Origin of the sequence: Neisseria sp. HMSC070H10 (genome assembly GCF_001837635.1) — a bacterium.
Classification (GTDB): Bacteria; Pseudomonadota; Gammaproteobacteria; order Burkholderiales; family Neisseriaceae; genus Neisseria; species Neisseria subflava_A.
This window is the reverse complement of record NZ_KV833368.1, coordinates 1-21,752: the sequence shown is the minus strand read 5'-3', so window position 1 is coordinate 21,752 and position 21,752 is coordinate 1. Positions and strand designations below refer to the sequence as shown.

Sequence of the window (21,752 nt, the reverse complement as noted above, 5' to 3'; positions counted from 1 at the left end):
TTTTAAGCGATGGATTTCGTATTAAGAGCCGTTCCAGATGATTTGGTTGCATTGGGATAATGTAAATTATTCATCCGCAAACCATCATTCAAAACGGAATAAAATATATAAAACGGCAAATTCAAAGCGAATGTGCCGTAGTTTTTAAGTGTCGTGCCGTATTTTAACGCAAATATGCTATTTTGTTAAAAAACAACATCATTATTTATCTGCCCATCTTCCGTAAAACAATCTGGCAGTCTGACTTCTTCTTGATTAAAATAATTACTAATAGCCCAAACCCAATAAAGGAACACATCATGAAATGGACAGATACCCAACGCATCGCCGAAGAACTCTACGACTTACACGGCGACAGCATCGATCCGAAAACCGTACGTTTTACCCAACTGCGTGATTTAATTATGGCTTTGCCTGAATTTGACGATGATCCTGCGCGTTGCGGCGAGCGTATTCTCGAAGCCGTGCAACAAGCATGGATAGATGAAGCAGAATAATCTTTCTCCCTTCCCTATCAAACAAGACCTCAGGCTGTTTTTTCAGACGGCCTGAGGTCTTTATTAAATCTATTCATACAATTTCGGAAAATTTCGAAATTGACTCATACCAACCTCAAATTTATTATGCAACCTGACAACAAATAAAAGATATGCAGAAGGTGCATAACCATGAATCACGCTCGAGAAATCGCCGCTTTAAACAACAGCCTTTCCGATTTGAAAGGCGACATCAATGTTTCATTCGAATTTTTCCCGCCGAAAAACGAACAAATGGAAACCATGCTGTGGGATTCCATCCATCGTCTGCAAACCTTGCATCCGAAATTCGTTTCCGTAACCTACGGTGCAAACTCCGGCGAACGCGACCGCACACACAGTATCGTTAAACGCATCAAACAAGAAACCGGCCTTGAAGCCGCCCCTCACTTGACTGGTATCGATGCCAGCCCTGACGAGTTACGCCAAATCGCCAAAGATTATTGGGACAGCGGTATCCGCCGCATTGTCGCCCTGCGTGGCGACGAGCCGCCCGGCTACGAGAAAAAACCTTTCTATGCCGAAGATTTGGTCAAGCTGTTGCGCTCCGTTGCCGACTTTGATATTTCCGTAGCAGCCTATCCAGAAGTGCACCCGGAAGCCAAATCCGCACAAGCCGACTTAATCAATCTGAAACGCAAAATCGATGCGGGCGCAAACCACGTTATTACCCAATTCTTTTTCGACGTGGAAAGCTATCTGCGCTTCCGCGACCGTTGCGTGATGATGGGCATTGACGTTGAAATCGTTCCCGGCATCCTGCCCGTAACCAATTTCAAACAATTGACCAAAATGGCCCAAGTGACCAACGTCAAAATCCCAAGCTGGCTGTCTAAAATGTACGAAGGTTTGGATGATGACCAAGGCACGCGCAACCTTGTTGCCGCCAGCATCGCCATCGACATGGTCAAAGTCCTCTCGCGCGAAGGTGTCAAAGACTTCCACTTCTACACCCTCAACCGCAGCGAACTGACTTACGCCATCTGCCATATTTTGGGCGTGCGTCCGCGTTAATAAAACAGACGGCCTCCCCATTCTGATTTACAATATCGAACATTCAGGCCATACCGGCCTGATTCAAAATTCCAACTAGGAGAGTTAACATGACAACATTGCATTTTTCAGGCTTCCCGCGCGTCGGTGCCTTCCGCGAATTGAAATTCGCACAAGAAAAATACTGGCGCAAAGAAATCAGCGAGCAAGAATTGCTGGCTGTTGCTAAAGACTTGCGCGAGAAAAACTGGAAACACCAAGCCGCGGCCAACGCTGATTACGTTGCCGTAGGCGATTTCACTTTCTACGACCACATCCTCGACCTGCAAGTTGCCACCGGTGCCATCCCTGCCCGTTTCGGCTTCGACAGCCAAAACCTGTCTTTGGAACAATTCTTCCAACTGGCCCGTGGTAACAAAGACCAATTCGCTATCGAAATGACCAAATGGTTCGACACCAACTACCACTACTTGGTGCCTGAATTCCACGCCGATACCGAATTCAAAGCCAACGCCAAACACTACGTTCAACAACTGCAAGAAGCTCAAGCTTTGGGTCTGAAAGCAAAACCGACCGTTGTGGGTCCGTTGACTTTCCTGTGGGTTGGTAAAGAAAAAGGCGCTGTTGAATTCGACCGTCTAAGCCTGTTGCCTAAACTGTTGCCTGTTTACGTTGAAATCCTGACTGCTTTGGTTGAAGCCGGTGCCGAGTGGATTCAAATCGACGAGCCTGCTTTGACTGTTGACCTGCCTAAAGAATGGGTAGAAGCATACAAAGACGTTTACGCTACTTTGAGCAAAGTAAGCGCCAAAATCCTGTTGAGCACTTACTTCGGTTCTGTTGCCGAACACGCTGCTTTGCTGAAATCCCTGCCTGTTGACGGCCTGCACATCGACCTGGTACGCGCTCCTGAGCAGCTGGACGCATTTGCTGACTACGACAAAGTTCTGTCTGCCGGCGTTATCGACGGCCGCAACATTTGGCGCGCCAACCTGAACAAAGTTTTGGAAACTGTCGAGCCTCTGCAAGCCAAACTGGGCGACCGTTTGTGGATCTCCAGCTCTTGCTCTCTGCTGCACACTCCATTTGACTTGTCAGTTGAAGAAAAACTGAAAGCCAACAAACCTGACCTGTACTCTTGGTTGGCATTCACCCTGCAAAAAACCCAAGAATTGCGCGTTCTGAAAGCCGCATTAAACGAAGGTCGTGATTCCGTTGCCGAAGAACTGGCTGCCAGCCAAGCTGCTGCCGACTCCCGTGCCAACAGCAGCGAAATCCACCGTGCAGACGTTGCCAAACGCCTGGCCGATTTGCCTGCCAACGCAGACCAACGCAAATCTCCATTTGCCGACCGTATCAAAGCGCAACAAGCATGGTTGAACCTGCCTCTACTGCCGACTACCAACATCGGTTCTTTCCCTCAAACTACCGAAATCCGCCAAGCACGTGCAGCCTTCAAAAAAGGCGAACTGTCTGCCGCCGATTACGAAGCTGCGATGAAAAAAGAAATCGCCTTGGTAGTTGAAGAGCAAGAAAAACTGGACTTGGACGTACTGGTACACGGCGAAGCCGAGCGTAACGACATGGTCGAATACTTCGGCGAACTGTTGAGCGGTTTTGCATTCACCCAATACGGCTGGGTACAAAGCTACGGCTCACGCTGCGTTAAACCACCTATCATCTTCGGTGACGTAAGCCGTCCTGAAGCCATGACTGTCGCCTGGTCTACTTACGCACAAAGCCTGACCAATCGCCCGATGAAAGGTATGTTGACCGGTCCTGTAACCATTCTGCAATGGTCTTTCGTCCGCAACGATATTCCTCGCTCTACCGTGTGCAAACAAATCGCACTGGCTCTGAACGACGAAGTATTGGATCTGGAAAAAGCCGGCATCAAAGTCATCCAAATTGACGAACCTGCCATCCGCGAAGGTCTGCCTTTGAAACGTGCCGATTGGGATGCCTACCTGAACTGGGCCGGTGAATCTTTCCGCCTGTCCTCTACCGGTTGCGAAGACAGCACCCAAATCCACACTCATATGTGCTACTCTGAGTTCAACGACATCCTGCCAGCCATCGCCGCTATGGACGCTGACGTCATCACCATCGAAACTTCACGTTCCGACATGGAGCTCTTGACTGCATTCGGCGAATTCAAATACCCGAACGACATCGGCCCAGGTGTTTACGACATCCACAGCCCACGCGTACCGACTGAAGCTGAAGTTGAGCATCTGTTGCGCAAAGCCATCGAGGTTGTACCGGTTGAACGTCTGTGGGTTAACCCAGACTGCGGCCTGAAAACACGTGGCTGGAAAGAAACTCTGGAACAACTCCAAGTGATGATGAATGTAACCCACAAACTGCGTGCCGAACTGGCTAAATAATGTGAGTTAGATGAAAAGGCCGTCTGAAAATTTTCAGACGGCCTTTTTTTATTTATCGATATTTAGACCATAAAGATTACAGCTTCAACAGCTTACAAAATCCCTGTCGTTGTATGATGCTCTTCCACTCCTGATGTATACACATTCTTAGTATGGTGATACACAGCATCTTTAGTTGTTGCGACAATATAGTTGGCTTCTGACAAGATATCGCTCAAGGCAACTTTACTGCCGGTCGTATTCACCTTTGTCAGTGCTGCACCATTATGGCTATTGCCTTCTGAATACGTTTTGATGTTATTTTCAAAGCGCAGCCATGAATCATACAGTTCATCTTTGATGTCCGTCATGATTTTATTGTTGGCTACATTTAAAGATGCCTTGCCCTTAGGGTTGGTACTGTATACGTCTACCAAAACATCATCCAGGGCACCACCAAGTTTCAATGTGTTATTAGTGATGTTGTACTCTTTGGCATTGCTTTTCAAATAAGCAAATTCGACATAGCCGTCAGATTTTTCACGCACGGAAATTTTGTTGTTGTGAATTGTCACCGCACCATGCATAGCGACATTACCATGGTGTTCTTCCACATAAACCGGTACTGCGCCTTTCATAATCTTGCCGATATCGGCATCATTGCCGCTAATGGTAATAGTACCGCTGCCAATGCCGTTTTTAGATAAAACGCGGTCGTAGGTATCGTTGATGACGGCAATCAGATATTTGGTGGATTCGCCGCTGATCTTGTTATTTGCCATATTGAGCGTGTAATCCATTTTGCTTTCATGGTTACGGAACTCAATCGCGTAAGTCTGAATATTGTTTTGATAAACCGTCAGATTTTTAATGACATTATTGCTGATATCGAAATAGCCTTTGTTAGCCGAGTGCAAATCTTTGTATTGGGTATTGGTTTGCACCTGAATCCCTGAATACATGTGATAGTACTTGCCCAAGTCATCATCAACATTCAAACGGAAGCTCGGGTCTTGGATAATGGTATTGCCGGTAATTTTGACTTTATCCATAGAAAACTGGCGGTTGTAGGCAGCAATTCCATACAGCCGGTCACCCGTTAGCACATTGTCTTCAATGACAATGCCTGTACCATCATGCACATCCAAGCCTTTGCGGTAGTTGTGGTCGGTCGTGTTTTTACGGTATGTGACACCGTAGTTGTAGCTGCCCGCAACCACAGCCATACCGTAACCGGTACCGCCGTCCGCTTCGTGGCCGTTCCAATCCAAACGGTTGCCCTCGCCGATAAAGTTTTGTTGGAAACCGATCAGCGCACCGGCAACGCGGTTGTGGTGCAGATACGAATCAACAATACGGTTGTTTTCACCCAAAGGCAGCGCTTCATATTTTTCATCAATTTCGCCGCTTTGTACGCGCTCTTTAAAGGTCAGCTTTTGACCTTTTTCCTTTTCCAAAGAAGCAGTCGACGTGAACATCACACCAGCACGATTGGCACCGGAAACCTCTACTTTACTGATTAAAGTATTGTCCGCATCGTTCACCAAAATGCCGTTTACCTTGCCAAAATAGCTTAAGCCTTTGCGGTAAAAATCAGGGTTGGTATATTGAACCGACAAGTTGGCAATGGTTTTATTGTTTTGTCCATCGATCAAGATACCGGCAAATTGGCGAATGTCATCATGGTTGGTGTTCGGATTGAACACGCCTGTCTGCGCCTTATCAAACGTTACTTTGGTTTTGCCCATCCCCGAACCAAACAAACCGCGTGCGCCGGAAATGGTTTTATCCATCACAATCTGGTTAGAAATATAGTAGGTACCATCCAAGAAGACCATGGCTTTTTCTTTATGAGCCGCTTCTAAAGCCGCTTTAAATGCCTGAAGGCTGTCTTTTTTACCCTGCGCATCGGCACCAAAATCATTCACGCGAACATAATTACCGTACTCTTTAGATTGATACACGCGGTATTTTCCAGATACAACAGCCCTGCTTTCGGCATGATCGTCAATTTTGTTTTCTTTGACTGAACTGAGGTGGCTATCGTGACTCATGGCTGTTTTTTTGCCGGAAGAAACGCTCACGACTTTGTTATGGCCGTCTGAATCGTTCAAAATCTTTTTATGCACAATTTCGACTGTTTTTTTTCCTTCGGCAATTCTGTCTTCTGCCTCTTTTTCTTTGCGGGCAGCGTCTTGTTTGGCTTTACGCTCTGCAATCACTTTTTCGACTGCTGCTTTATGCGCTTCTTTTGCATGCTCGACTGCGTTTGCTTTGGCTGTGGCGGCTTCGGCTATTTTTTTTGCTTTAGCCTCTTCGTATTTTTTTTGCTTTTCAGCCAGAATTTTTTCCATTGATTGATTAACCGGTTTGTTTACCAGCTCTTTTGAAACAACCTGTTTGTCCGTTACTTTAGACGCAATGGTATTTTTACCAGAAACGCTACTTGCAGAAGCAACACTGGCCCGTACGACACGCATTTTTGTTACAACGCCGTCTGAAGATGATGAGGTACTGTTCAATCTTGCCGCCTCAGCCACATGAACCGCATCTCTCGTTACAGTATTTTTACCGCTTAATTGCTTGGGTTCAGGAAAAACAGACGGACTTCCCCCAAAATTTTGGGTGTGTATCCATTCTTTTAGAGGAGAAGATGATTCGGAAGTGGTTTCAGGAGTTGAGGAGCCTTGACGGATATGGGTACGGCCAAGAGGGGCAAGTTTATGTGACATAATCAGCGTATTTCCTTGTATCAAATATCGTCCTTTTCCACCGCACAAGCGTGCAACAAAAAAGTTCGATGAATAAAGAGGTAAGACGGATTCTGTCGTAACAGCAATTGCCTGTATAAAGCTAGCCACTTTGAGAAACTCGGCAGCGTTTCCCCTTCTGCCGATTTTCTGATTGAAAACGGTAATGGTGTTTGGACAGAACCCTTGGATGGCTTTTATAGGCAATCTGTCCGCGTACCATGTGTCCGGTTATTTTTGACGGAAAATGTATCAGAGTCCCTTTTTAATTAATTAGTTCATCCAAAGTTAAGTTATTTTTGATTTTTATAGCAAAATAAAAATGGTTTTATCTTGCATTGTTTTTCTTTTTGGCGTGACAGAGTTAATACCGCGAAGCCAAAAAGGAGGGGAATTCTAACACAATATGTTTTTAGCATTCCCCATTTAACTAAATTTACAAAATATACAAAATAAATATCTATAAATGTTTTTAACTTCATCGAAAAATCAATAAAATTCGATATTTTCAATGTGTGTTTTTACAACATAATTGCGCATTATATACCGATTATCTTAAAATGCTACCGTTTGTTTGTAAAATTTAGCATTTTATTATTTGTCTTCCCTCTCTAAAATCCAATAAAAAAGGCCGTCTGAAAAAATATTTCAGACGGCCTTTTTTATTGAATGCGTTCTATTTAACAAACTTCGACCAACCAGCCATGTTTGTCTTCTGCCAAACCGTATTGGATGTCGGTAATCGCCTTACGGATTGCATAACCGCGCTCTTGGCTCTTCACTTCAATTTCTTTACCATCAATCACGAAAGAAGTTACCGGAGAAATAACCGCAGCCGTACCGGTCAGAATCGCCTCTGCGCCATTTTCCACAGCTGCTTTCAGCTCATCAACGGTAAAGTTGCGCTCGGTAACAGTGTAGCCCAAATCTTTGGCAACTGTCAGTACGGAATCGCGGGTAACACCGTGCAGGAATTCGTCGGTCAACGGTTTGGTAATGATTTCATCGCCGTTAATCAGGATAAAGTTAGACGCGCCGGTTTCCTGAACATCGCCATTCGGGCAGAACAATACTTGGTTTGCACCGTGCTCTGCTTTGGCTTTCAATACCCAAGGCATGGCGGAAGCGTAGTTGCCGCCGCATTTCACACGACCCATGTGCGGGGCGCAACGGATGTGTTCGGTTTCCACCAAGATTTTAACGGGCGAACCGGCTTTGAAATAGTCGCCGACAGGAGAAGCCAGAATGTACAGCAAAGCAGTTTCGGAAGGAGAACCGGCCTTACCGATCACAGGATCGGTACCGATCAAAGTCGGACGCAGGTACAAAGCGGCAGGCGCATCAGGAATTTCCTCGGCAGAGCGTTTGACCAATTCAATCAAAGCATCCAAATAAGCCTCAGTTTCAGGGCGCGGCAGGTGCAGAATATCCGCACTTTGCTGCATGCGCGCGATATTGGCGGTCGGGCGGAACATCACGATTTTGCCGTTTGCCTGACGGAATGCCTTCAAGCCCTCAAAACATTCGCTGCCGTAATGCAAGGCATGCGCGCCGGGGGCGATTGTCAGGTCTTTGGAAGATTGCCATTCTACCGGCTGCCATTTACCTTCACGATAAGCGATAACGGGCATTTCAGCGTGAAACACGCTGCCGAATACGGCTGGAACTGGTCTGCTCATGATGATTGCCTTTCTTATTCTGATTTGTAAGATAATAACTAAAGACTGAACAATACGCCTTTCAATATGGGTTTGACAAGTACCCGTCAGCATAAAGACACCGTCCCCCTGCCGTCTGAAACATGCCGTCCTATCCGAAATCCGGCAAATCGTTTAAACTGATACCATTTTTCAGACGGCCTGCCCCAACCGCAGCCAACCCGGAGTAACCCATGAAACTCATCTCTACCATCATCAAAATCCTGATTCTTCTTGTTTTCCTCCTGCTGGCCATCACCAATACCCACACCGTATCCTTCTTCTACCTGCCCGGCCAAAACATCAATCTGCCGCTGATTGTCGTGCTTTTCGGTGCATTTATTATCGGTATCGTGTTCGGTATGTTTGCCCTCTTCGGCCGTCTGCTGTCTCTGCGCAGCGAAAACAACCGCCTGCGCGCCGAAGTGAAAAAACATGCCCACCTTTCCGAAAAAGACCTGACTCCGATCAAAACCGAAACACCGGCAACGACTTCCGAAGCCACTCCCAAAGCGTAACGCCACCAATCAATAAAGGAATACCATGGACAACGAATTGTGGGTTATCTTACTGCCCATCGTCCTCCTCCCCGTTTTCTTCGCTATGGGCTGGTTTGCCGCGCGCGTCGATATGAAGACCGTCCTGAAACAGGCCAAAAGCATACCGGCAGGGTTTTACAAAAGCCTTGATGCCCTCGTTGACCGCAACAGCGGCCGCGCCGCGCGCGAATTGGCGGAAGTGATCGACCAACAGCCGCAGTCATACGACCTAAACCTGACCCTAGGCAAGCTCTACCGCCAACGCGGCGAAAACGACAAAGCCATCAATATGCACCGCGCCCTGCTTGATTCGCCCGACACAGTCAACGAAAAACGCGCGCGCGTGCTTTTTGAATTGGCGCAAAACTACCAAAGCGCAGGCTTGGTAGACCGTGCCGAACAAATCTTCCTCGGTTTGCAGGAAGGCGATATGGCACGCGAAGCCCGCCAACACCTTTTGAGTATTTACCAACAAGACCGCGACTGGGAAAAGGCCATCGAAATGGCACAGCTCTTGAGCCATGACGAACAAACCTACCAGTTTGAAATCGCCCAGTTCTATTGCGAAATCGCCCAAGCCGCGCTGTTCAAATCTAACTTCGACGCCGCCCGCTACAACATCGGCAAAGCGCTCGAAGCCAACAAAAAATGTACGCGCGCCAACATCATTCTCGGCGACATCGAATACCGTCAGGGCAACTTCCCTGCCGCCGTAGAAGCGTATTCCGCCATCGAGCAGCAAAACCACGCCTATTTGAGCATGGTCGGCGAGAAACTCTATGAAGCCTATGCCGCGCAAGGCAAACAGGAAGAAGGCCTCAACCGCCTTATCGGCTATATGCAGACCTTTCCCGATCTTGACCTGATCAACGTCATTTACGAGAAAGCCCTGCTGCTCAAAGGCGAAACCGAAGCGGCGCAAATCGCTGTCGAACTCGTCCGCCAAAAACCCGACCTCAACGGCGTGTACCGCCTGCTTGGTTTGAAACTCAGCAGTATGAATCCGGAGTGGAAAGCCGATACCGATATGATTCGTTCCATCATCGGCCGCCAGCTGCAAAAAAGCTTCATGTACCGCTGCCGCAACTGCCACTTCAAATCCCAAGTCTTCTTCTGGCACTGCCCAGCCTGCAACAAATGGCAAACCTTTACGCCGAATAAAATCGAGATTTAATCGAGCGTTAAGCATTAAAAAAGGCCGTCTGAAATCTTTTCAGACGGCCTTTTTATGAAAAAGCAAAATATCAAAGCGGTTCAAAATACAGCCTTACACACCAGCAATATTTGCTCAACAACGCTGGCTTGCCCATGCCAACGCCGCTACAATCTGAGCCTCAATATCGGCATTAAATTCGCCGGCACGATACGCATCGCGCAATTCTGTGCGACGGGTTTCATCTGCCGCAATTTGGTTCAACACCACTTGCGGAAACTCGTTAAATACAGGCCCGGCCTCTTCATGACCCATCAAAAACAGCGCAGGGATTTTTTGATTGGCGCGGACGATTTCCTGTTGGCGCGGATTCTCAAAACGGCTGCTGTCGTCAAAATCGTTACGGGCAATATAGTTGACGCGGATATTGGGATTCAACTCCGCCATTTTTTGAATAAACGGCACAAACACGCGGCAATCAGGGCAATATGGCGCAGCGGCAAGCAGCCAGTTTTGCGGACGGCTGATCTTTTTGACCGCCGCTACCGTTTGCGCCGACAGCTCGGTTGCCTGATATAGTTGCTGCTGTTTCAATTTATCTTCTTCGGTATCAAAATCCAAATATTCTGCATAAGTAGCCATGCTTTACTCCTGTTCTGTTGTATTGGTTTTACCTGCCACGCCGGTCAAAAGCGGTACAAGCAGATTGACGACGAGATTTTCAAATAGCGACTCATCAAGAGGCGATTCATCCGAATGACCAAACACCAACTTCACTTCGGTATATTCTTTCTGCGCTTTGCTCATTTTATTGCCGTTAAAAACCTTATAGGCTTCTCTCAAGGCAGCATCCCAATCCTCTTTCTTGCTGTATTCCTCCGCCGCGGCAAGGCTGGTTTTGGCAAAAAACGGCAAGGGGGTATTTTGTCCGATTCGGAAATATACCAACCATTCTTTCAAAAGCTCTCTCGCGGCCTCTTGCCCGATGGCGGCATAGGTTTCGGTCTGCCCCAAGCTGACAATATAGGTTTGTCGGTTTGCAACGGATTTAGGGGCGACGGCGCAAAAAATCAAATGCTCCAATAAACGGGCAATGCGGTTGGGCGCATTGTCTTTTTGATTTAGGAACACAATGCGGCCGCACTCATAAAGATTGCCGATGGTGCCTTGTAAAACCAAATCGTCAAAGTGTTCTTCATAAGGTTCAGACGGCCTTTTGTTACTGCGTATCAGCTCGGCATCCACGTTTTTCGCAGATATCTGATACTGCTTCTGCCACAAACCGCCCAACTCACCCACCGGCATCAGGCTTTCGGCATTCAGCCGAATGGCCGTATCTTCAAAGTCTTCCCCTTTGCGTCGTGCATCCAAATAGGCATCGGCAATCCGACCCTCATGTTGCGGCTCAAACGGTTCGGCAGACTCCCATGCACCATCCAGATACGGCTGATCCCAGCTTAAATTTTTCTTCAGCCAAACTTTGACAGGGTTGCGCCAAAAACTGACGAGCTCGCCTTGATGAATGGTTTTGTCCGGCTCTTCCTGACTTAAAGCCTCAAGGAAAAACGGCTGCGCTTCCGCTTGCGGTTGGTTCAACGCATCGGCATAATCTTGGCGCGTACTGAAGAGGCCGTCTGAAAGCGCGTCCTTTTGGAAATAACGGCGTGAAAACGCCTGCAACGGATGATGTTTCACCCATTTCTCCGACAACTCGCGCCCGCTTTTCCCTGTCATAGCGGCAATGGTATCCAGCAGCTCGCTGATTAACGAAGACGGCGCAAACTCGGCATCATTGCGTATATCGCGGCCGATATAAGACAAATACAGCATTTCACGTGCGCTGATTAAGGCTTCAAGGAAAAGATAGCGGTCGTCGTCGCGGCGGGCGCGGTCGCCTTTTTTCGGATGTTTGGCAATCAAATCGAACACCGCCGCTTTGGTATTGCGTGGAAAATCGCCGTCATTCAAACCCAACAGGCAAACCATTTTAAACGGCAGGCTGCGCATCGGCACCATACTGCAAAAAGTAATGCCGCCGCTCAAAAATCCGGCTTGGCTTTCGCTATCCAAAAAGCGGCGGATATGGCGGATAACGGTTTTACACGGCAACAATCCGTCAAATTCGGCCAACTGCGCCTCTTCCTGCCATTTCGCCAAAGACTGCTCAAACTGCTGCTTGGCGTATTGGTCGTCCGTATCCGGAGCAAACAGTTTCTCCAACAAATCGCGACAACGCTGCACCCAGCTTTCCACATTGGCAGGCTCTTGCCATTGCGCCGCCATATCGGCCAAAGTACGGATAAATTCGGCAAAACCGCTGAACACGTCCAACTGGTTGACATTGCTATGCCACGCGCTCACGCCCTGCCACATGCCGTTGCCGCCTTCGGGCAGCATCCAGCCCAAGGCCAAACGCTCTACCGCCTGCTGCCAAGTAAAGAGGTTGTCTTTGCCCTCGCGCATGGTTTGGTCCAACCCCCAATGCACATTCAATCCGGCAACAGCCTCATGCAGCAGCGGCACATCTTCCTCGCTCAAACCGAAGCGTTGCAGCACCAACCGGCTTTCCAGCAAAGGTAAAACCTTGTCCACTTCAAACCGGCTTTCCAGCAAGTCCAACGTTTGCGCCAAAGCATACAACAAGGGCTGACGGCGGCTGAGTTTTACATCCGAAATCGAATACGGCAAAGCCTGGCTGCCGGCCTGCTCCTGTCCAAAAACAGCTTCGATAAACGGGCTGTAGGGCTCGATGTTCGGCGTCAAAACGGCAATATCGTGCGGCTGCCAGTCGGGATTATTTTGCAACACCAGCGACAGCTCTTCTTTCAAAATCTGCAGTTCGCGCAAAGGGCTGTGGGCCGTGACGATTTTGACCGAGCCGTCGTTCAACAGCTTGTCCGGCTCGACACACACCGGATTGCCGTCCGCATCGTGGACTTGAACCCAAGCCTGCTGCGCGCCTGCCTCGCCTTCTTCCTGTTGGTATAAGCGTTCAGACGGCATAATTAAGTTTTGGATATCGTTTTGCAGGCAATGCAACAAGGTATCGTCTTTTCCCTCTTCATAAACCTGAATATCCTGCTCTGTTTCCACTTCCGACAGAAAATCAAAGAAATCGCGTCCCTGCTTGCCCAAAGAAGCCAACAGCGGATGCCCTGCCTGCGACAAATCCGCCTCATCGCCCCTTTTCAAAATCTGCGCCTCGTCGATGACCTCGCCCCAATATTGGCTGCTCGGGTTGAGCGCAAACACAAACACATCGCAATGCTTGGAAATTTGGTGCAGCAGTTGCAGATACATCGGCGCCATTGTCGAAATGCCGAATACAAACAACCTTTGCGGCAAAACCGATTTATCCAACTGTGCCAACAGCTTTTCCCACAAGGCCACGCGGTGCGGCGCGGATTGGCTGCCATCGTCCAAATAACGCCACAACCGCGCCTGCCAATCCTCATCATCGCCCAAACCCAGTAACTTCCCAGCCTGCCACGCATCAATCCAATCCGGCCGGTACACCAAATATTGGTCGAAAATATCCGCCATTTGTCCGGCAAGCTGATAATCCGCCGATGCCGAGCTGTGCAAATAACTTTCCAGCTTCAGGCGCACGTTTTCGTATTCCGGGGCCGTCTGAAACGCTTCGCTGCGGAACAAATTCAGCAAACGCCAACGCATGACCTCAGGCGAAAACGGGCTGAGCGGCGGCACATCGGGAACCAATTTACGCATCAGCTGCCACGCCAAACCGGCCGGCAGGCTGAACTTCAAATTCGCCGCCACGCCGAGTTTGCGCGCAAAAAACACATTCAGATACCGCCGCATTCCCTGGCTCTGCACCACCACTTCTTCCTGCGCCAACACCGCATCCAAAGGCAAGGCCTGATGAATATGCGCGCACATTTCGGCAAGCGCTTCCAAACGGTCAGACTGATAAAGATAAAACATAGCAGACAATCTAAAAAACAATTGCCCACATTATAATGCCATTAGGACAAATGCTTCAGCAGAAGCAGCAAACAAAAACACAGGCCGTCTGAAACACATCGCTTCAGACGGCCTAAAACAAAACAAATCCATCGGCGGCCAATTATTAATTATTTATCGACCCCCTGTACAAACCGGCTTCTCCTATCCTATAATTCCCCACATTCGGAATGTAGCGCAGCCCGGTAGCGCACTTCGTTCGGGACGAAGGGGTCGGAGGTTCGAATCCTCTCATTCCGACCAAATACAAAACCTGCTTGAATCCAAGCAGGTTTTTTACATTCGGCAAGCCTATACTTCCGGCGGCGGGAAAGGCGCGCCTTCGGGATGTTTGTAGCGGTTGTACATAAACAAATATTGTTCCGGAAAACGGCGTATCCAATACTCGGTATTTTCATTGATCACGCGCGCATCGTTCTCCTTATCGCCGTTCAACTCGCCGCGCAAAGGCTCGATGTGCAAGACAAAACCTTTCCCGTCGGGCAGACGCTCGCCGCAGAAAAACAAAGCCTTCACGCCTTTGACTTGCGCCAGCTTGCCCGCCAACGTCATGGTGTAGGCAGGTTTGCCGAAAAAGTCCACCCACACGCCGTCGCCCCCTTCCTCTGGAGACGGTACATGGTCCGGCAACACAATGGTCGCTTCGCCGCCGCGCAGGGCCTTGATGATTTGTTTGACACCCTGAATGCTGGTCGGCGCAGTCTTGCCCTTGCCGCGCACGCGCCCTGCCTGCATCACCGCATCAAAAGCCTTGATTTTAGGCGGTTTGTACATCGCCGTCAGCGGAAACGGCAGCTGCTGGCTGATGTAGCGGCCCGCCAAATCATAGCTGCCGATGTGCGGCGTGATAAACAGCAAACCTTCGCCCGCGCTCAAGGCCGTCTGAACATGTTCCCAACCGTTGACACTGACAAACAGGTTTTCAATTTCCTCAGGCCGTCTGAAAAACGCCACCGGCAATTCCAAGCCGCCTTTTGCCGTTTCACGAAAAACTTTTTTCACCGCCTCGTCCGTCGGGTTCAATCCGGCAAGTTTCATGTTTTCGAAAACACGCCGGCGATCTTTCGACAGCACGCGGAAACCCAAACTGCCGAGCAGGTTGCCTAATTTGTGCAACCAAGCCAAAGGCAGCGCGGCCAAAAATTTAAAAACAAAGGTAACAAGCGTTTGCATAAGGGTTTACCAAAATGAAGTGGATAGATTGTAAACGAAACAGGCCGTCTGAACAAAACAGACTTCGGGCAAATATATTGCGGTACACCTGCTTTTCTGCTACTATCCGCGCTGCATTAAGAGTTGGGAATTCCATGCCAACCTGCTTTTCAAACGGAAAGGTAAGGTGGACGGTTGAAAAACCGATGTGGCTCGCCAGAGCAATCCAAACCCGCTTAATGCGGGAATTTTTTTGCCTGTAAGAAACGCGCAACAGGATTCCGAAACAGCAGGCAAGTGCGAATGTTTCTCACTTGTATAGAGAAAAAGCGGAGTTTTTGTTATGATTTCCGCTGTCCGAAATAAAAGGCCGTCTGAAAACACAGCAGCCTGTTTTTAATGAAAGAATAGCAATGAGCGAATATCTGTTTACTTCCGAATCGGTATCCGAAGGCCATCCGGATAAAGTTGCCGACCAAGTATCCGATGCGATTTTGGATGCCATCTTGACGCAAGACCCAAAAGCGCGTGTCGCCGCAGAAACCTTGGTCAATACAGGCTTGTGCGTATTGGCAGGCGAAATTACTACTACTGCCCAAGTGGACTACATCAAAGTCGCACGCGAGACCATCAAACGCATCGGCTACAACTCCTCCGAGCTGGGCTTTGACGCCAACGGCTGCGCAGTCGGCGTGTACTACGACCAACAATCCCCCGACATCGCTCAAGGCGTGAACGAAGGCGAAGGCATCGACCTGAACCAAGGCGCGGGCGACCAAGGTTTAATGTTCGGCTATGCCTGCGACGAAACCCCTACCCTAATGCCATTTGCCATCTATTACAGCCACCGCCTGATGCAACGCCAAAGCGAATTGCGCAAAGACGGCCGCCTGCCTTGGCTGCGCCCTGATGCCAAAGCCCAACTGACCGTGGTTTACGACAGCAAAACCGGCAAAGTAAAACGCATCGACACCGTCGTCCTGTCTACCCAGCACGATCCGTCTATCGGTTACGAAGAGCTGAAAAACGCCGTGATCGAACACATCATCAAACCGGTTCTACCGTCTGAACTGCTGACCGACGAAACCAAATACCTGATCAACCCGACCGGCCGCTTCGTTATCGGCGGCCCGCAAGGCGACTGCGGTTTGACCGGCCGTAAAATCATCGTTGATACCTACGGCGGCGCAGCTCCGCACGGCGGCGGCGCATTCTCCGGCAAAGACCCGTCCAAAGTGGACCGTTCCGCCGCTTACGCCTGCCGCTATGTTGCGAAAAACATCGTAGCCGCCGGTTTGGCAACCCAATGCCAAATCCAAGTTTCCTACGCCATCGGCGTTGCCGAACCGACTTCGATTTCCATCGATACTTTCGGCACCGGCAAAATCAGCGAAGAAAAACTGATCGCCCTGGTTCGCGAACATTTCGACCTGCGTCCAAAAGGCATCGTCCAAATGCTCGACCTGCTGCGCCCGATTTACGGAAAATCCGCCGCCTACGGCCACTTCGGCCGCGAAGAGCCTGAATTTACTTGGGAGCGCACCGACAAAGCAGCCGCATTAAAAGCAGCCGCAGGCGTGTAAACTTCCGCATTTGAGGCCGTCTGAAAAGCAAAACGTTTTCAGACGGCCTTTTTCCTTATACAATAGCCACTTGAATTTCTATATACATTCTGAATAAAGGATACGGATTATGTTCGGCAAACAACTTTTTGAAGAAGTCAGCTCCAAAATCAGCGAAACCATCGCCAACAGCCCTGCCAAAGACATGGAAAAAAACGTTAAAGCCATGCTCGGCAGCGCGTTCAACCGCATGGATTTGGTGACCCGCGAAGAATTCGACATCCAACAACAGGTTTTGATTAAAACCCGTACCAAACTGGCCGAATTGGAAGCCCGTTTGGCCAAACTCGAAGCCGCTCAAGAGCCTGAAGAAGCGGCTTTGAAAGCGGCCGAAACCGCTGCGGAAGAAGCTGTTGCAGAAATCAAACAACAAACCGAAGCTGCCGAATAAGGCCGTCTGAAACATGTCGCTTGCTTTGGTTTACAGCCGCGCCTTAAGCGGCATGAATGCGCCGTTGGTCGAAGTGGAAGCCCACCTTGCCAACGGCTTGCCACATTTCAATATCGTCGGTTTGCCTGATACTGAAGTCAAAGAAAGCCGCGACCGTGTGCGTGCCGCCATCATCCAAAGCGGCTTCGACTTTCCTGCCAAGAAAATTACCGTCAACCTCGCACCGGCCGACCTCCCAAAAGAATCCGGCCGTTTCGATTTGCCGATTGCCTTGGGCATTCTTGCCGCATCGGGACAAATCAACCCTGAAAAGCTCGCCCAATATGAATTTGCCGGAGAATTGGCACTGTCCGGCCTGCTGCGTCCCGTACGCGGCGCACTGGCCATGGCATGGCAGGGAATGCAGGCCGGCCGCTCATTCGTCTTGCCGCAAGAAAATGCCGAACAGGCTGCCGTTATGCGCGGTATCGCGGTTTATGGCGCGCGTTCTTTGGGCGAAGTGGCCGCGCATTTAAACGGCATCGAACCGTTGATACAAACCGAATGCAAGCTGACGCAAAGGCCGTCTGAACAAAGTAAAATTCCTGATTTAGCCGATGTTAAAGGCCAGCATACCGCCCGCCTTGCCTTGGAAATCGCAGCGGCAGGCGGACACAGCTTGTTGATGATGGGCCCTCCGGGTACGGGCAAATCGATGCTTTCGCAACGTTTGCCCGGTATCCTTCCGCCTTTGACTGAAGACGAATTGGTCGAAGTATGGGCATTGCGTTCGCTCCTGCCCAACCATCAACAGCAACTTGACAGCAACCGTCCTTTCCGTAGCCCTCATCACAGCGCCAGCTCGGCTGCCATGGTAGGTGGCGGTTCAGACCCACGTCCGGGCGAAATTTCATTGGCACACCACGGAGTGTTGTTTTTAGACGAATTGCCCGAGTTTGACCGTAAAGTATTAGAAGTATTGCGCGAACCTTTGGAAAATGGCGAAATCCATATTTCCCGCGCCGCACGCCAAGCAGTTTATCCGGCCAAGTTCCAACTTGTCGCCGCCATGAATCCCTGCCCTTGCGGCTATCTTGGCCATCCGTCCAAACCTTGCCGCTGTACGCCTGAAAGTGTTGCCCGCTACCGCAACAAAATTTCAGGGCCATTGCTCGACCGTATTGATTTAACCATCGAAGTACCCAGCCTTTCCGCTGCCGAATTGATGCAACAAGAAGCAGGCGAATCCAGTGCCACCGTATTGGAACGAGTTACCGCCGCACGCAAAATCCAATACAACCGACAAGGCAAAGTCAATGCAGAACTGAGTGTCGGCGAGCTCGATGGCAAAGCCCGCATCCAAAAAGAAGCGCAAGAAGCCTTGGGAACCATGCTCGAAAAACTGTCCCTTTCCGCCCGAAGTTTCCACCGTATCATGCGCGTCGCCCGTACGCTGGCCGATTTGGCAGGCGACGAAGAAGTCAGCAAAACCCATGTGATGAAAGCCATCGGCTTCCGTCGCGCCCTTTAACTTGTCAGACGGCCTGAATCTTTATGTTTAAGTAAAACTAGAGTAAACAAAGCATCAGGATTTTGCCGTCTATAACGGTTATTGATAAAATATCGAATCCAAACTCAGACAGTCTCACTTCAGGCCGTCTGAACACATTATTACAAGGTAAGTCATGAAAAAATCTACACAATATGGTAAAGGCTTGTCCGGTTTCTTTTTCGGCCTAATACTGGCAACAGGTATTATTGCCGGTATTTTGTTCTTCTTGAACCAAGGCAACCAAAACGTTTTCAAAGAGCTGACTCAGCCTAAACAAAGCGAAGAACCTGAAATCCTGAAACCTCAGGACAAAGCAGAGAAACGCCCAGCTACCGACACTTCATCTACCCAAGCAGATGAAGAAAAAGCCAAAGCAGAAAAAGAAGCAAAAGCTAAAGAAGAGGCTGAAAAAGCTGCCAAAGAAGCTGAAGAAAAAGCTCAAGCGGAAAAAGAAGCTCAAGAAAAAGCCGAACAAGCAGAACGCGAAGCTAAAGAAAAAGCAGAGAAAGTCGCTGCTGATAAAGCCGAACGCGAATCTAAAGAAAAAGCTGAAAAAGCCGCTGCCGAACAAGCCGAACGTGAAGCCAAAGAAAGAGCAGACAAAACTGCTGCCGATAAAGCTGAACGCGAAGCCAAAGAAAAAGTGGCAAAAGCTGAAGCAGAAAAAGAAGCTGCTAAGAAAAAACTGGCCGAGAAAAAAACCGAGTTAGAGAAAAAACGTGCAGAAAAAGCCAAAGCGGAAAAAGAAACTGCCGATAAAGCTGCTAAAGACAAAAAAGCAGCCGACCAGCTGACTGCCAAACAAAAAGAGCGTGCCGAGCGCAAACTGGCCGAAAAAAAAGCGGCTGAAGCCAAAAAGCAAAACAAGCCGACACCTGAACAAATCCTCAATAGCGGCAGCATCGAAAAAGCACGTAAAGCTGCAAATACCTCTGCAACAAAAGAAAGCAGCAACTCTGTAAGTAAACAGTCAACAGAAAAAGCCGAAACAGCTGCTAACAGCGGTAAAAAAGCCTTCCTGCAACTTGGTTCATATGCAGACCGCTCCAGCGCAGACTCACAACGTGCAAAACTGGCTATTTTAGGTGTGTCTTCCAAAGTGGTTGAATCGCAAAACGGCGATAAAACCATTTACCGAGTTCAAAGTAACACCATGCCGCAAGAAGCTGCTGTAAAACTGCAAAAAAACCTGCAAGGCCATAATATCAACAGCTTGATTCGTTCTACCAAATAATGGAATCACTGATGAAGCAGCGTATAAAACAAACCATTGCCGCACTTAGCCTGAGCCTACTCAGTCTGAGTGCGCAAGCTGCTACCGAAGGCGTAGACTATACTGTCCTCAGTCACCCTATTCCGCAGCAACAAACCGGAAAAATTGAAGTGCTTGAGTTTTTCGGCTACTTCTGCGTCCATTGTTACCATCTCGATCCTGTTTTGTTGCAACACAGCAAAACCTTTGCTAAAGATGTTTCCTTACGGACAGAGCACGTCGTTTGGATGCCTGAAATGTTGGGTTTGGCCAAAGTAGCCGCAGCCGTCAATCTTTCAGGTTTGAAATATCAAGCCAATCCAGTCATCTTCAAAGCAGTTTACGAACAAAAAATCAACCTGGCCGATACCAATGTATTCCTCTCATGGGTGGGTAAACAGACCGGTTTTGACAGTAAAAAACTGCTTCAAGCCTACAATAGTCCTGCTGCTGCGTCGGCTGCTGCAAAAATGCAGCAATTAACGGAAACTTATCGAATTGAAAACACACCAACTGTCATCGTCGGTGGTAAATACAAAGTCAATTTCAACGGTACCGACTGGAAAGCCGGTATGAAAACCATAGACGAGCTCATCGTCAAAGTCCGCCGCGAACAATCCTCAAAACCAATTTAACTATTCAACAAAAGAAAGACGGCCTCAAGGCCGTCTGAAAACTTATGGACATTCTGATTTTATTTAAAGCACTTATTCTCGGTATTATCGAAGGTTTAACCGAGTTTCTCCCTATTTCCAGTACCGGTCACTTGATTGTATTCGGTGACTTAATGAACTTTCAAAGCAACGGAAAAGTATTTGAAATTGCTATCCAACTCGGTGCAGTATTAGCCGTCGTATTTGAATACCGCCAACGATTTACCCATATCATAAAAGGACTGGGTAAAGAACGAACAGCCAATCGCTTTGTACTGAATTTATTTATTGCCTTCATACCAGCTGCGGTTGTGGGCCTCTTGTTCAGTAAACAAATCAAACTACACCTTTTCAACCCAATTACCGTTGCTACCATGCTGGTACTGGGTGGCTTCTTCATTTTATGGGTTGAAAAACGCCAAGCAACAGCCAAACCTAAAGTCAATCATGTAGATGATATGCGCCCAATCGACGCATTTGTTGTAGGATGCGCCCAAATTTGCGCCCTTATCCCTGGTACATCACGTTCAGGCAGTACGATTATGGGAGGTATGTTGTGGGGACTGGAACGTAAAACGGCTACCGAATTTTCATTTTTCCTTGCTGTACCAATGATGATTGCGGCAACAGGTTACGACATCTTAAAAAATTACAAACTCTTTACCTTGCAAGATGTCGGACAAATTGCCATCGGCTTTATCGCAGCATTTATCGCCGGTTTATTGGCAGTAAAAGCTTTGCTGAAATTTGTCTCCAGTAAAAACTATGTGCCTTTTGCCTACTACCGTATTGTATTTGGTGGTCTGATTCTCCTTACTTGGATGCTGGGCTGGGTCAGCTGGAGCGAATAACCCCTCTCCCGAAAGGACGTGTCTCACGCCCTTTTTTCTTTCTTATATCCCTTCCCCTCCGATTGTCACCCCATAAAAGGCCGACACTCCGCATCATTACCCCTAAATATCTCCTCACCGTCCGTACAGCTTCCCTTCACCTTCATCTTCCCGCACACCACCGCCGTCAGCGACTCGTTCAAACGCAATACCCTCGGCTCCGCCTCCCTGTCCAGAGCCACCGCCTTCAGGGTAAACTTCCCTTCCAGGATCCCCTTAGCCTGGCCGCTCATCCTGATACAG

Annotated in this window: 16 protein-coding genes, 1 tRNA gene, 1 pseudogene and 1 riboswitch; of the genes and pseudogenes, 12 read left to right on the top strand and 6 right to left on the bottom strand. The window is 48.8% G+C overall.

The window, feature by feature from the left end:
- The first annotated feature begins 299 nt into the window (after window positions 1-299).
- From iscX to metE, 3 genes are all read left to right on the top strand, one after another.
- Window positions 300-497: a Fe-S cluster assembly protein IscX gene (gene iscX / locus HMPREF2606_RS04430; protein ID WP_003682097.1), complete on the top strand. Its 198-nt coding sequence runs from the start codon at window positions 300-302 to the stop codon at window positions 495-497.
- Between the two features lie 171 nt (window positions 498-668).
- Window positions 669-1,550 carry a methylenetetrahydrofolate reductase gene (gene metF / locus HMPREF2606_RS04425; RefSeq protein ID WP_070583669.1) on the top strand — a complete coding sequence of 294 codons (882 nt, stop codon included), beginning with the start codon at window positions 669-671 and terminating at the stop codon, window positions 1,548-1,550.
- Window positions 1,551-1,639: 89 nt separating this feature from the next.
- Entirely contained in the window at window positions 1,640-3,916 is a 2,277-nt protein-coding gene (gene metE, locus HMPREF2606_RS04420; RefSeq protein WP_070843370.1) for a 5-methyltetrahydropteroyltriglutamate--homocysteine S-methyltransferase, read from the top strand.
- A 92-nt stretch (window positions 3,917-4,008) separates the two neighbouring features.
- Here metE and HMPREF2606_RS04415 read toward each other — a convergent pair whose 3' ends face one another.
- Together HMPREF2606_RS04415 and ilvE are read right to left on the bottom strand one after the other, a co-directional pair.
- Window positions 4,009-6,627: a right-handed parallel beta-helix repeat-containing protein gene (locus tag HMPREF2606_RS04415; RefSeq protein WP_349267267.1), complete on the bottom strand. Its 2,619-nt coding sequence runs from the start codon at window positions 6,625-6,627 to the stop codon at window positions 4,009-4,011.
- Between the two features lie 698 nt (window positions 6,628-7,325).
- Window positions 7,326-8,324: a branched-chain-amino-acid transaminase gene (gene ilvE, locus HMPREF2606_RS04405; RefSeq protein WP_070843369.1), complete on the bottom strand. Its 999-nt coding sequence runs from the start codon at window positions 8,322-8,324 to the stop codon at window positions 7,326-7,328.
- A 212-nt stretch (window positions 8,325-8,536) separates the two neighbouring features.
- Between ilvE and HMPREF2606_RS04400 the strand changes: the two genes are divergently transcribed.
- Together HMPREF2606_RS04400 and lapB are read left to right on the top strand one after the other, a co-directional pair.
- Window positions 8,537-8,860: a LapA family protein gene (locus HMPREF2606_RS04400; RefSeq protein WP_070843368.1), complete on the top strand. Its 324-nt coding sequence runs from the start codon at window positions 8,537-8,539 to the stop codon at window positions 8,858-8,860.
- Between the two features lie 25 nt (window positions 8,861-8,885).
- Window positions 8,886-10,055, top strand: coding sequence for a lipopolysaccharide assembly protein LapB (gene lapB, locus HMPREF2606_RS04395; protein ID WP_070843367.1), 1,170 nt, complete (start codon window positions 8,886-8,888; stop codon window positions 10,053-10,055).
- Between the two features lie 114 nt (window positions 10,056-10,169).
- Here the strand turns inward: lapB and HMPREF2606_RS04390 are convergent, their stop codons facing one another.
- Together HMPREF2606_RS04390 and recC are read right to left on the bottom strand one after the other, a co-directional pair.
- Window positions 10,170-10,676, bottom strand: a complete 507-nt coding sequence (locus tag HMPREF2606_RS04390; RefSeq protein ID WP_070843366.1) for a thioredoxin family protein — start codon at window positions 10,674-10,676, stop codon at window positions 10,170-10,172.
- A gap of 3 nt (window positions 10,677-10,679) precedes the next feature.
- On the bottom strand, window positions 10,680-13,979 hold the full coding sequence (gene recC, locus HMPREF2606_RS04385) for an exodeoxyribonuclease V subunit gamma (RefSeq protein ID WP_070843365.1): 3,300 nt from the start codon (window positions 13,977-13,979) through the stop codon (window positions 10,680-10,682).
- Between the two features lie 205 nt (window positions 13,980-14,184).
- Between recC and HMPREF2606_RS04380 the strand changes: the two genes are divergently transcribed.
- Window positions 14,185-14,261 (top strand) — tRNA-Pro (locus tag HMPREF2606_RS04380).
- A 48-nt stretch (window positions 14,262-14,309) separates the two neighbouring features.
- Here HMPREF2606_RS04380 and HMPREF2606_RS04375 read toward each other — a convergent pair.
- Window positions 14,310-15,191, bottom strand: a complete 882-nt coding sequence (locus HMPREF2606_RS04375; protein ID WP_003745542.1) for a lysophospholipid acyltransferase family protein — start codon at window positions 15,189-15,191, stop codon at window positions 14,310-14,312.
- A gap of 108 nt (window positions 15,192-15,299) precedes the next feature.
- A riboswitch (SAM-I-IV-variant riboswitch) is annotated at window positions 15,300-15,410 on the top strand.
- A gap of 173 nt (window positions 15,411-15,583) precedes the next feature.
- Between HMPREF2606_RS04375 and metK the strand changes: the two genes are divergently transcribed.
- The 6 genes from metK (at window position 15,584) to HMPREF2606_RS04345 (ending at window position 21,470) form a co-directional block, all read left to right on the top strand.
- On the top strand, window positions 15,584-16,753 hold the full coding sequence (gene metK, locus HMPREF2606_RS04370; protein WP_070713398.1) for a methionine adenosyltransferase: 1,170 nt from the start codon (window positions 15,584-15,586) through the stop codon (window positions 16,751-16,753).
- A gap of 109 nt (window positions 16,754-16,862) precedes the next feature.
- On the top strand, window positions 16,863-17,183 hold the full coding sequence (locus HMPREF2606_RS04365; protein ID WP_049328707.1) for an accessory factor UbiK family protein: 321 nt from the start codon (window positions 16,863-16,865) through the stop codon (window positions 17,181-17,183).
- A 13-nt stretch (window positions 17,184-17,196) separates the two neighbouring features.
- Window positions 17,197-18,693 (top strand): YifB family Mg chelatase-like AAA ATPase, encoded by a 1,497-nt coding sequence (locus HMPREF2606_RS04360; protein ID WP_070713402.1) that lies wholly within the window; start codon window positions 17,197-17,199, stop codon window positions 18,691-18,693.
- Between the two features lie 154 nt (window positions 18,694-18,847).
- Window positions 18,848-19,948 (top strand): SPOR domain-containing protein, encoded by a 1,101-nt coding sequence (locus HMPREF2606_RS04355; RefSeq protein ID WP_070713407.1) that lies wholly within the window; start codon window positions 18,848-18,850, stop codon window positions 19,946-19,948.
- An 11-nt stretch (window positions 19,949-19,959) separates the two neighbouring features.
- A complete protein-coding gene (locus HMPREF2606_RS04350; protein ID WP_070713445.1) occupies window positions 19,960-20,601 on the top strand; it encodes a thiol:disulfide interchange protein DsbA/DsbL in 642 nt (213 codons plus the stop codon).
- 44 nt (window positions 20,602-20,645) lie between these two features.
- On the top strand, window positions 20,646-21,470 hold the full coding sequence (locus HMPREF2606_RS04345) for an undecaprenyl-diphosphate phosphatase (protein ID WP_070713410.1): 825 nt from the start codon (window positions 20,646-20,648) through the stop codon (window positions 21,468-21,470).
- Window positions 21,471-21,535: 65 nt separating this feature from the next.
- Here HMPREF2606_RS04345 and HMPREF2606_RS11120 read toward each other — a convergent pair.
- Window positions 21,536-21,752 (bottom strand): annotated as a pseudogene (locus HMPREF2606_RS11120) (type IV pilin protein); the annotation flags it as partial.

Bases quoted from the DNA above. Each gene is read 5' to 3' on its own strand.
- iscX (WP_003682097.1), top strand. From the start codon at position 300: ATGAAATGGACAGATACCCAACGCATCGCCGAAGAACTCTACGACTTA.
- metF (WP_070583669.1), top strand. From the start codon at position 669: ATGAATCACGCTCGAGAAATCGCCGCTTTAAACAACAGCCTTTCCGAT.
- metE (WP_070843370.1), top strand. From the start codon at position 1,640: ATGACAACATTGCATTTTTCAGGCTTCCCGCGCGTCGGTGCCTTCCGC.
- HMPREF2606_RS04415 (WP_349267267.1), bottom strand. From the start codon at position 6,627: ATGTCACATAAACTTGCCCCTCTTGGCCGTACCCATATCCGTCAAGGC.
- ilvE (WP_070843369.1), bottom strand. From the start codon at position 8,324: ATGAGCAGACCAGTTCCAGCCGTATTCGGCAGCGTGTTTCACGCTGAA.
- HMPREF2606_RS04400 (WP_070843368.1), top strand. From the start codon at position 8,537: ATGAAACTCATCTCTACCATCATCAAAATCCTGATTCTTCTTGTTTTC.
- lapB (WP_070843367.1), top strand. From the start codon at position 8,886: ATGGACAACGAATTGTGGGTTATCTTACTGCCCATCGTCCTCCTCCCC.
- HMPREF2606_RS04390 (WP_070843366.1), bottom strand. From the start codon at position 10,676: ATGGCTACTTATGCAGAATATTTGGATTTTGATACCGAAGAAGATAAA.
- recC (WP_070843365.1), bottom strand. From the start codon at position 13,979: ATGTTTTATCTTTATCAGTCTGACCGTTTGGAAGCGCTTGCCGAAATG.
- HMPREF2606_RS04375 (WP_003745542.1), bottom strand. From the start codon at position 15,191: ATGCAAACGCTTGTTACCTTTGTTTTTAAATTTTTGGCCGCGCTGCCT.
- metK (WP_070713398.1), top strand. From the start codon at position 15,584: ATGAGCGAATATCTGTTTACTTCCGAATCGGTATCCGAAGGCCATCCG.
- HMPREF2606_RS04365 (WP_049328707.1), top strand. From the start codon at position 16,863: ATGTTCGGCAAACAACTTTTTGAAGAAGTCAGCTCCAAAATCAGCGAA.
- HMPREF2606_RS04360 (WP_070713402.1), top strand. From the start codon at position 17,197: ATGTCGCTTGCTTTGGTTTACAGCCGCGCCTTAAGCGGCATGAATGCG.
- HMPREF2606_RS04355 (WP_070713407.1), top strand. From the start codon at position 18,848: ATGAAAAAATCTACACAATATGGTAAAGGCTTGTCCGGTTTCTTTTTC.
- HMPREF2606_RS04350 (WP_070713445.1), top strand. From the start codon at position 19,960: ATGAAGCAGCGTATAAAACAAACCATTGCCGCACTTAGCCTGAGCCTA.
- HMPREF2606_RS04345 (WP_070713410.1), top strand. From the start codon at position 20,646: ATGGACATTCTGATTTTATTTAAAGCACTTATTCTCGGTATTATCGAA.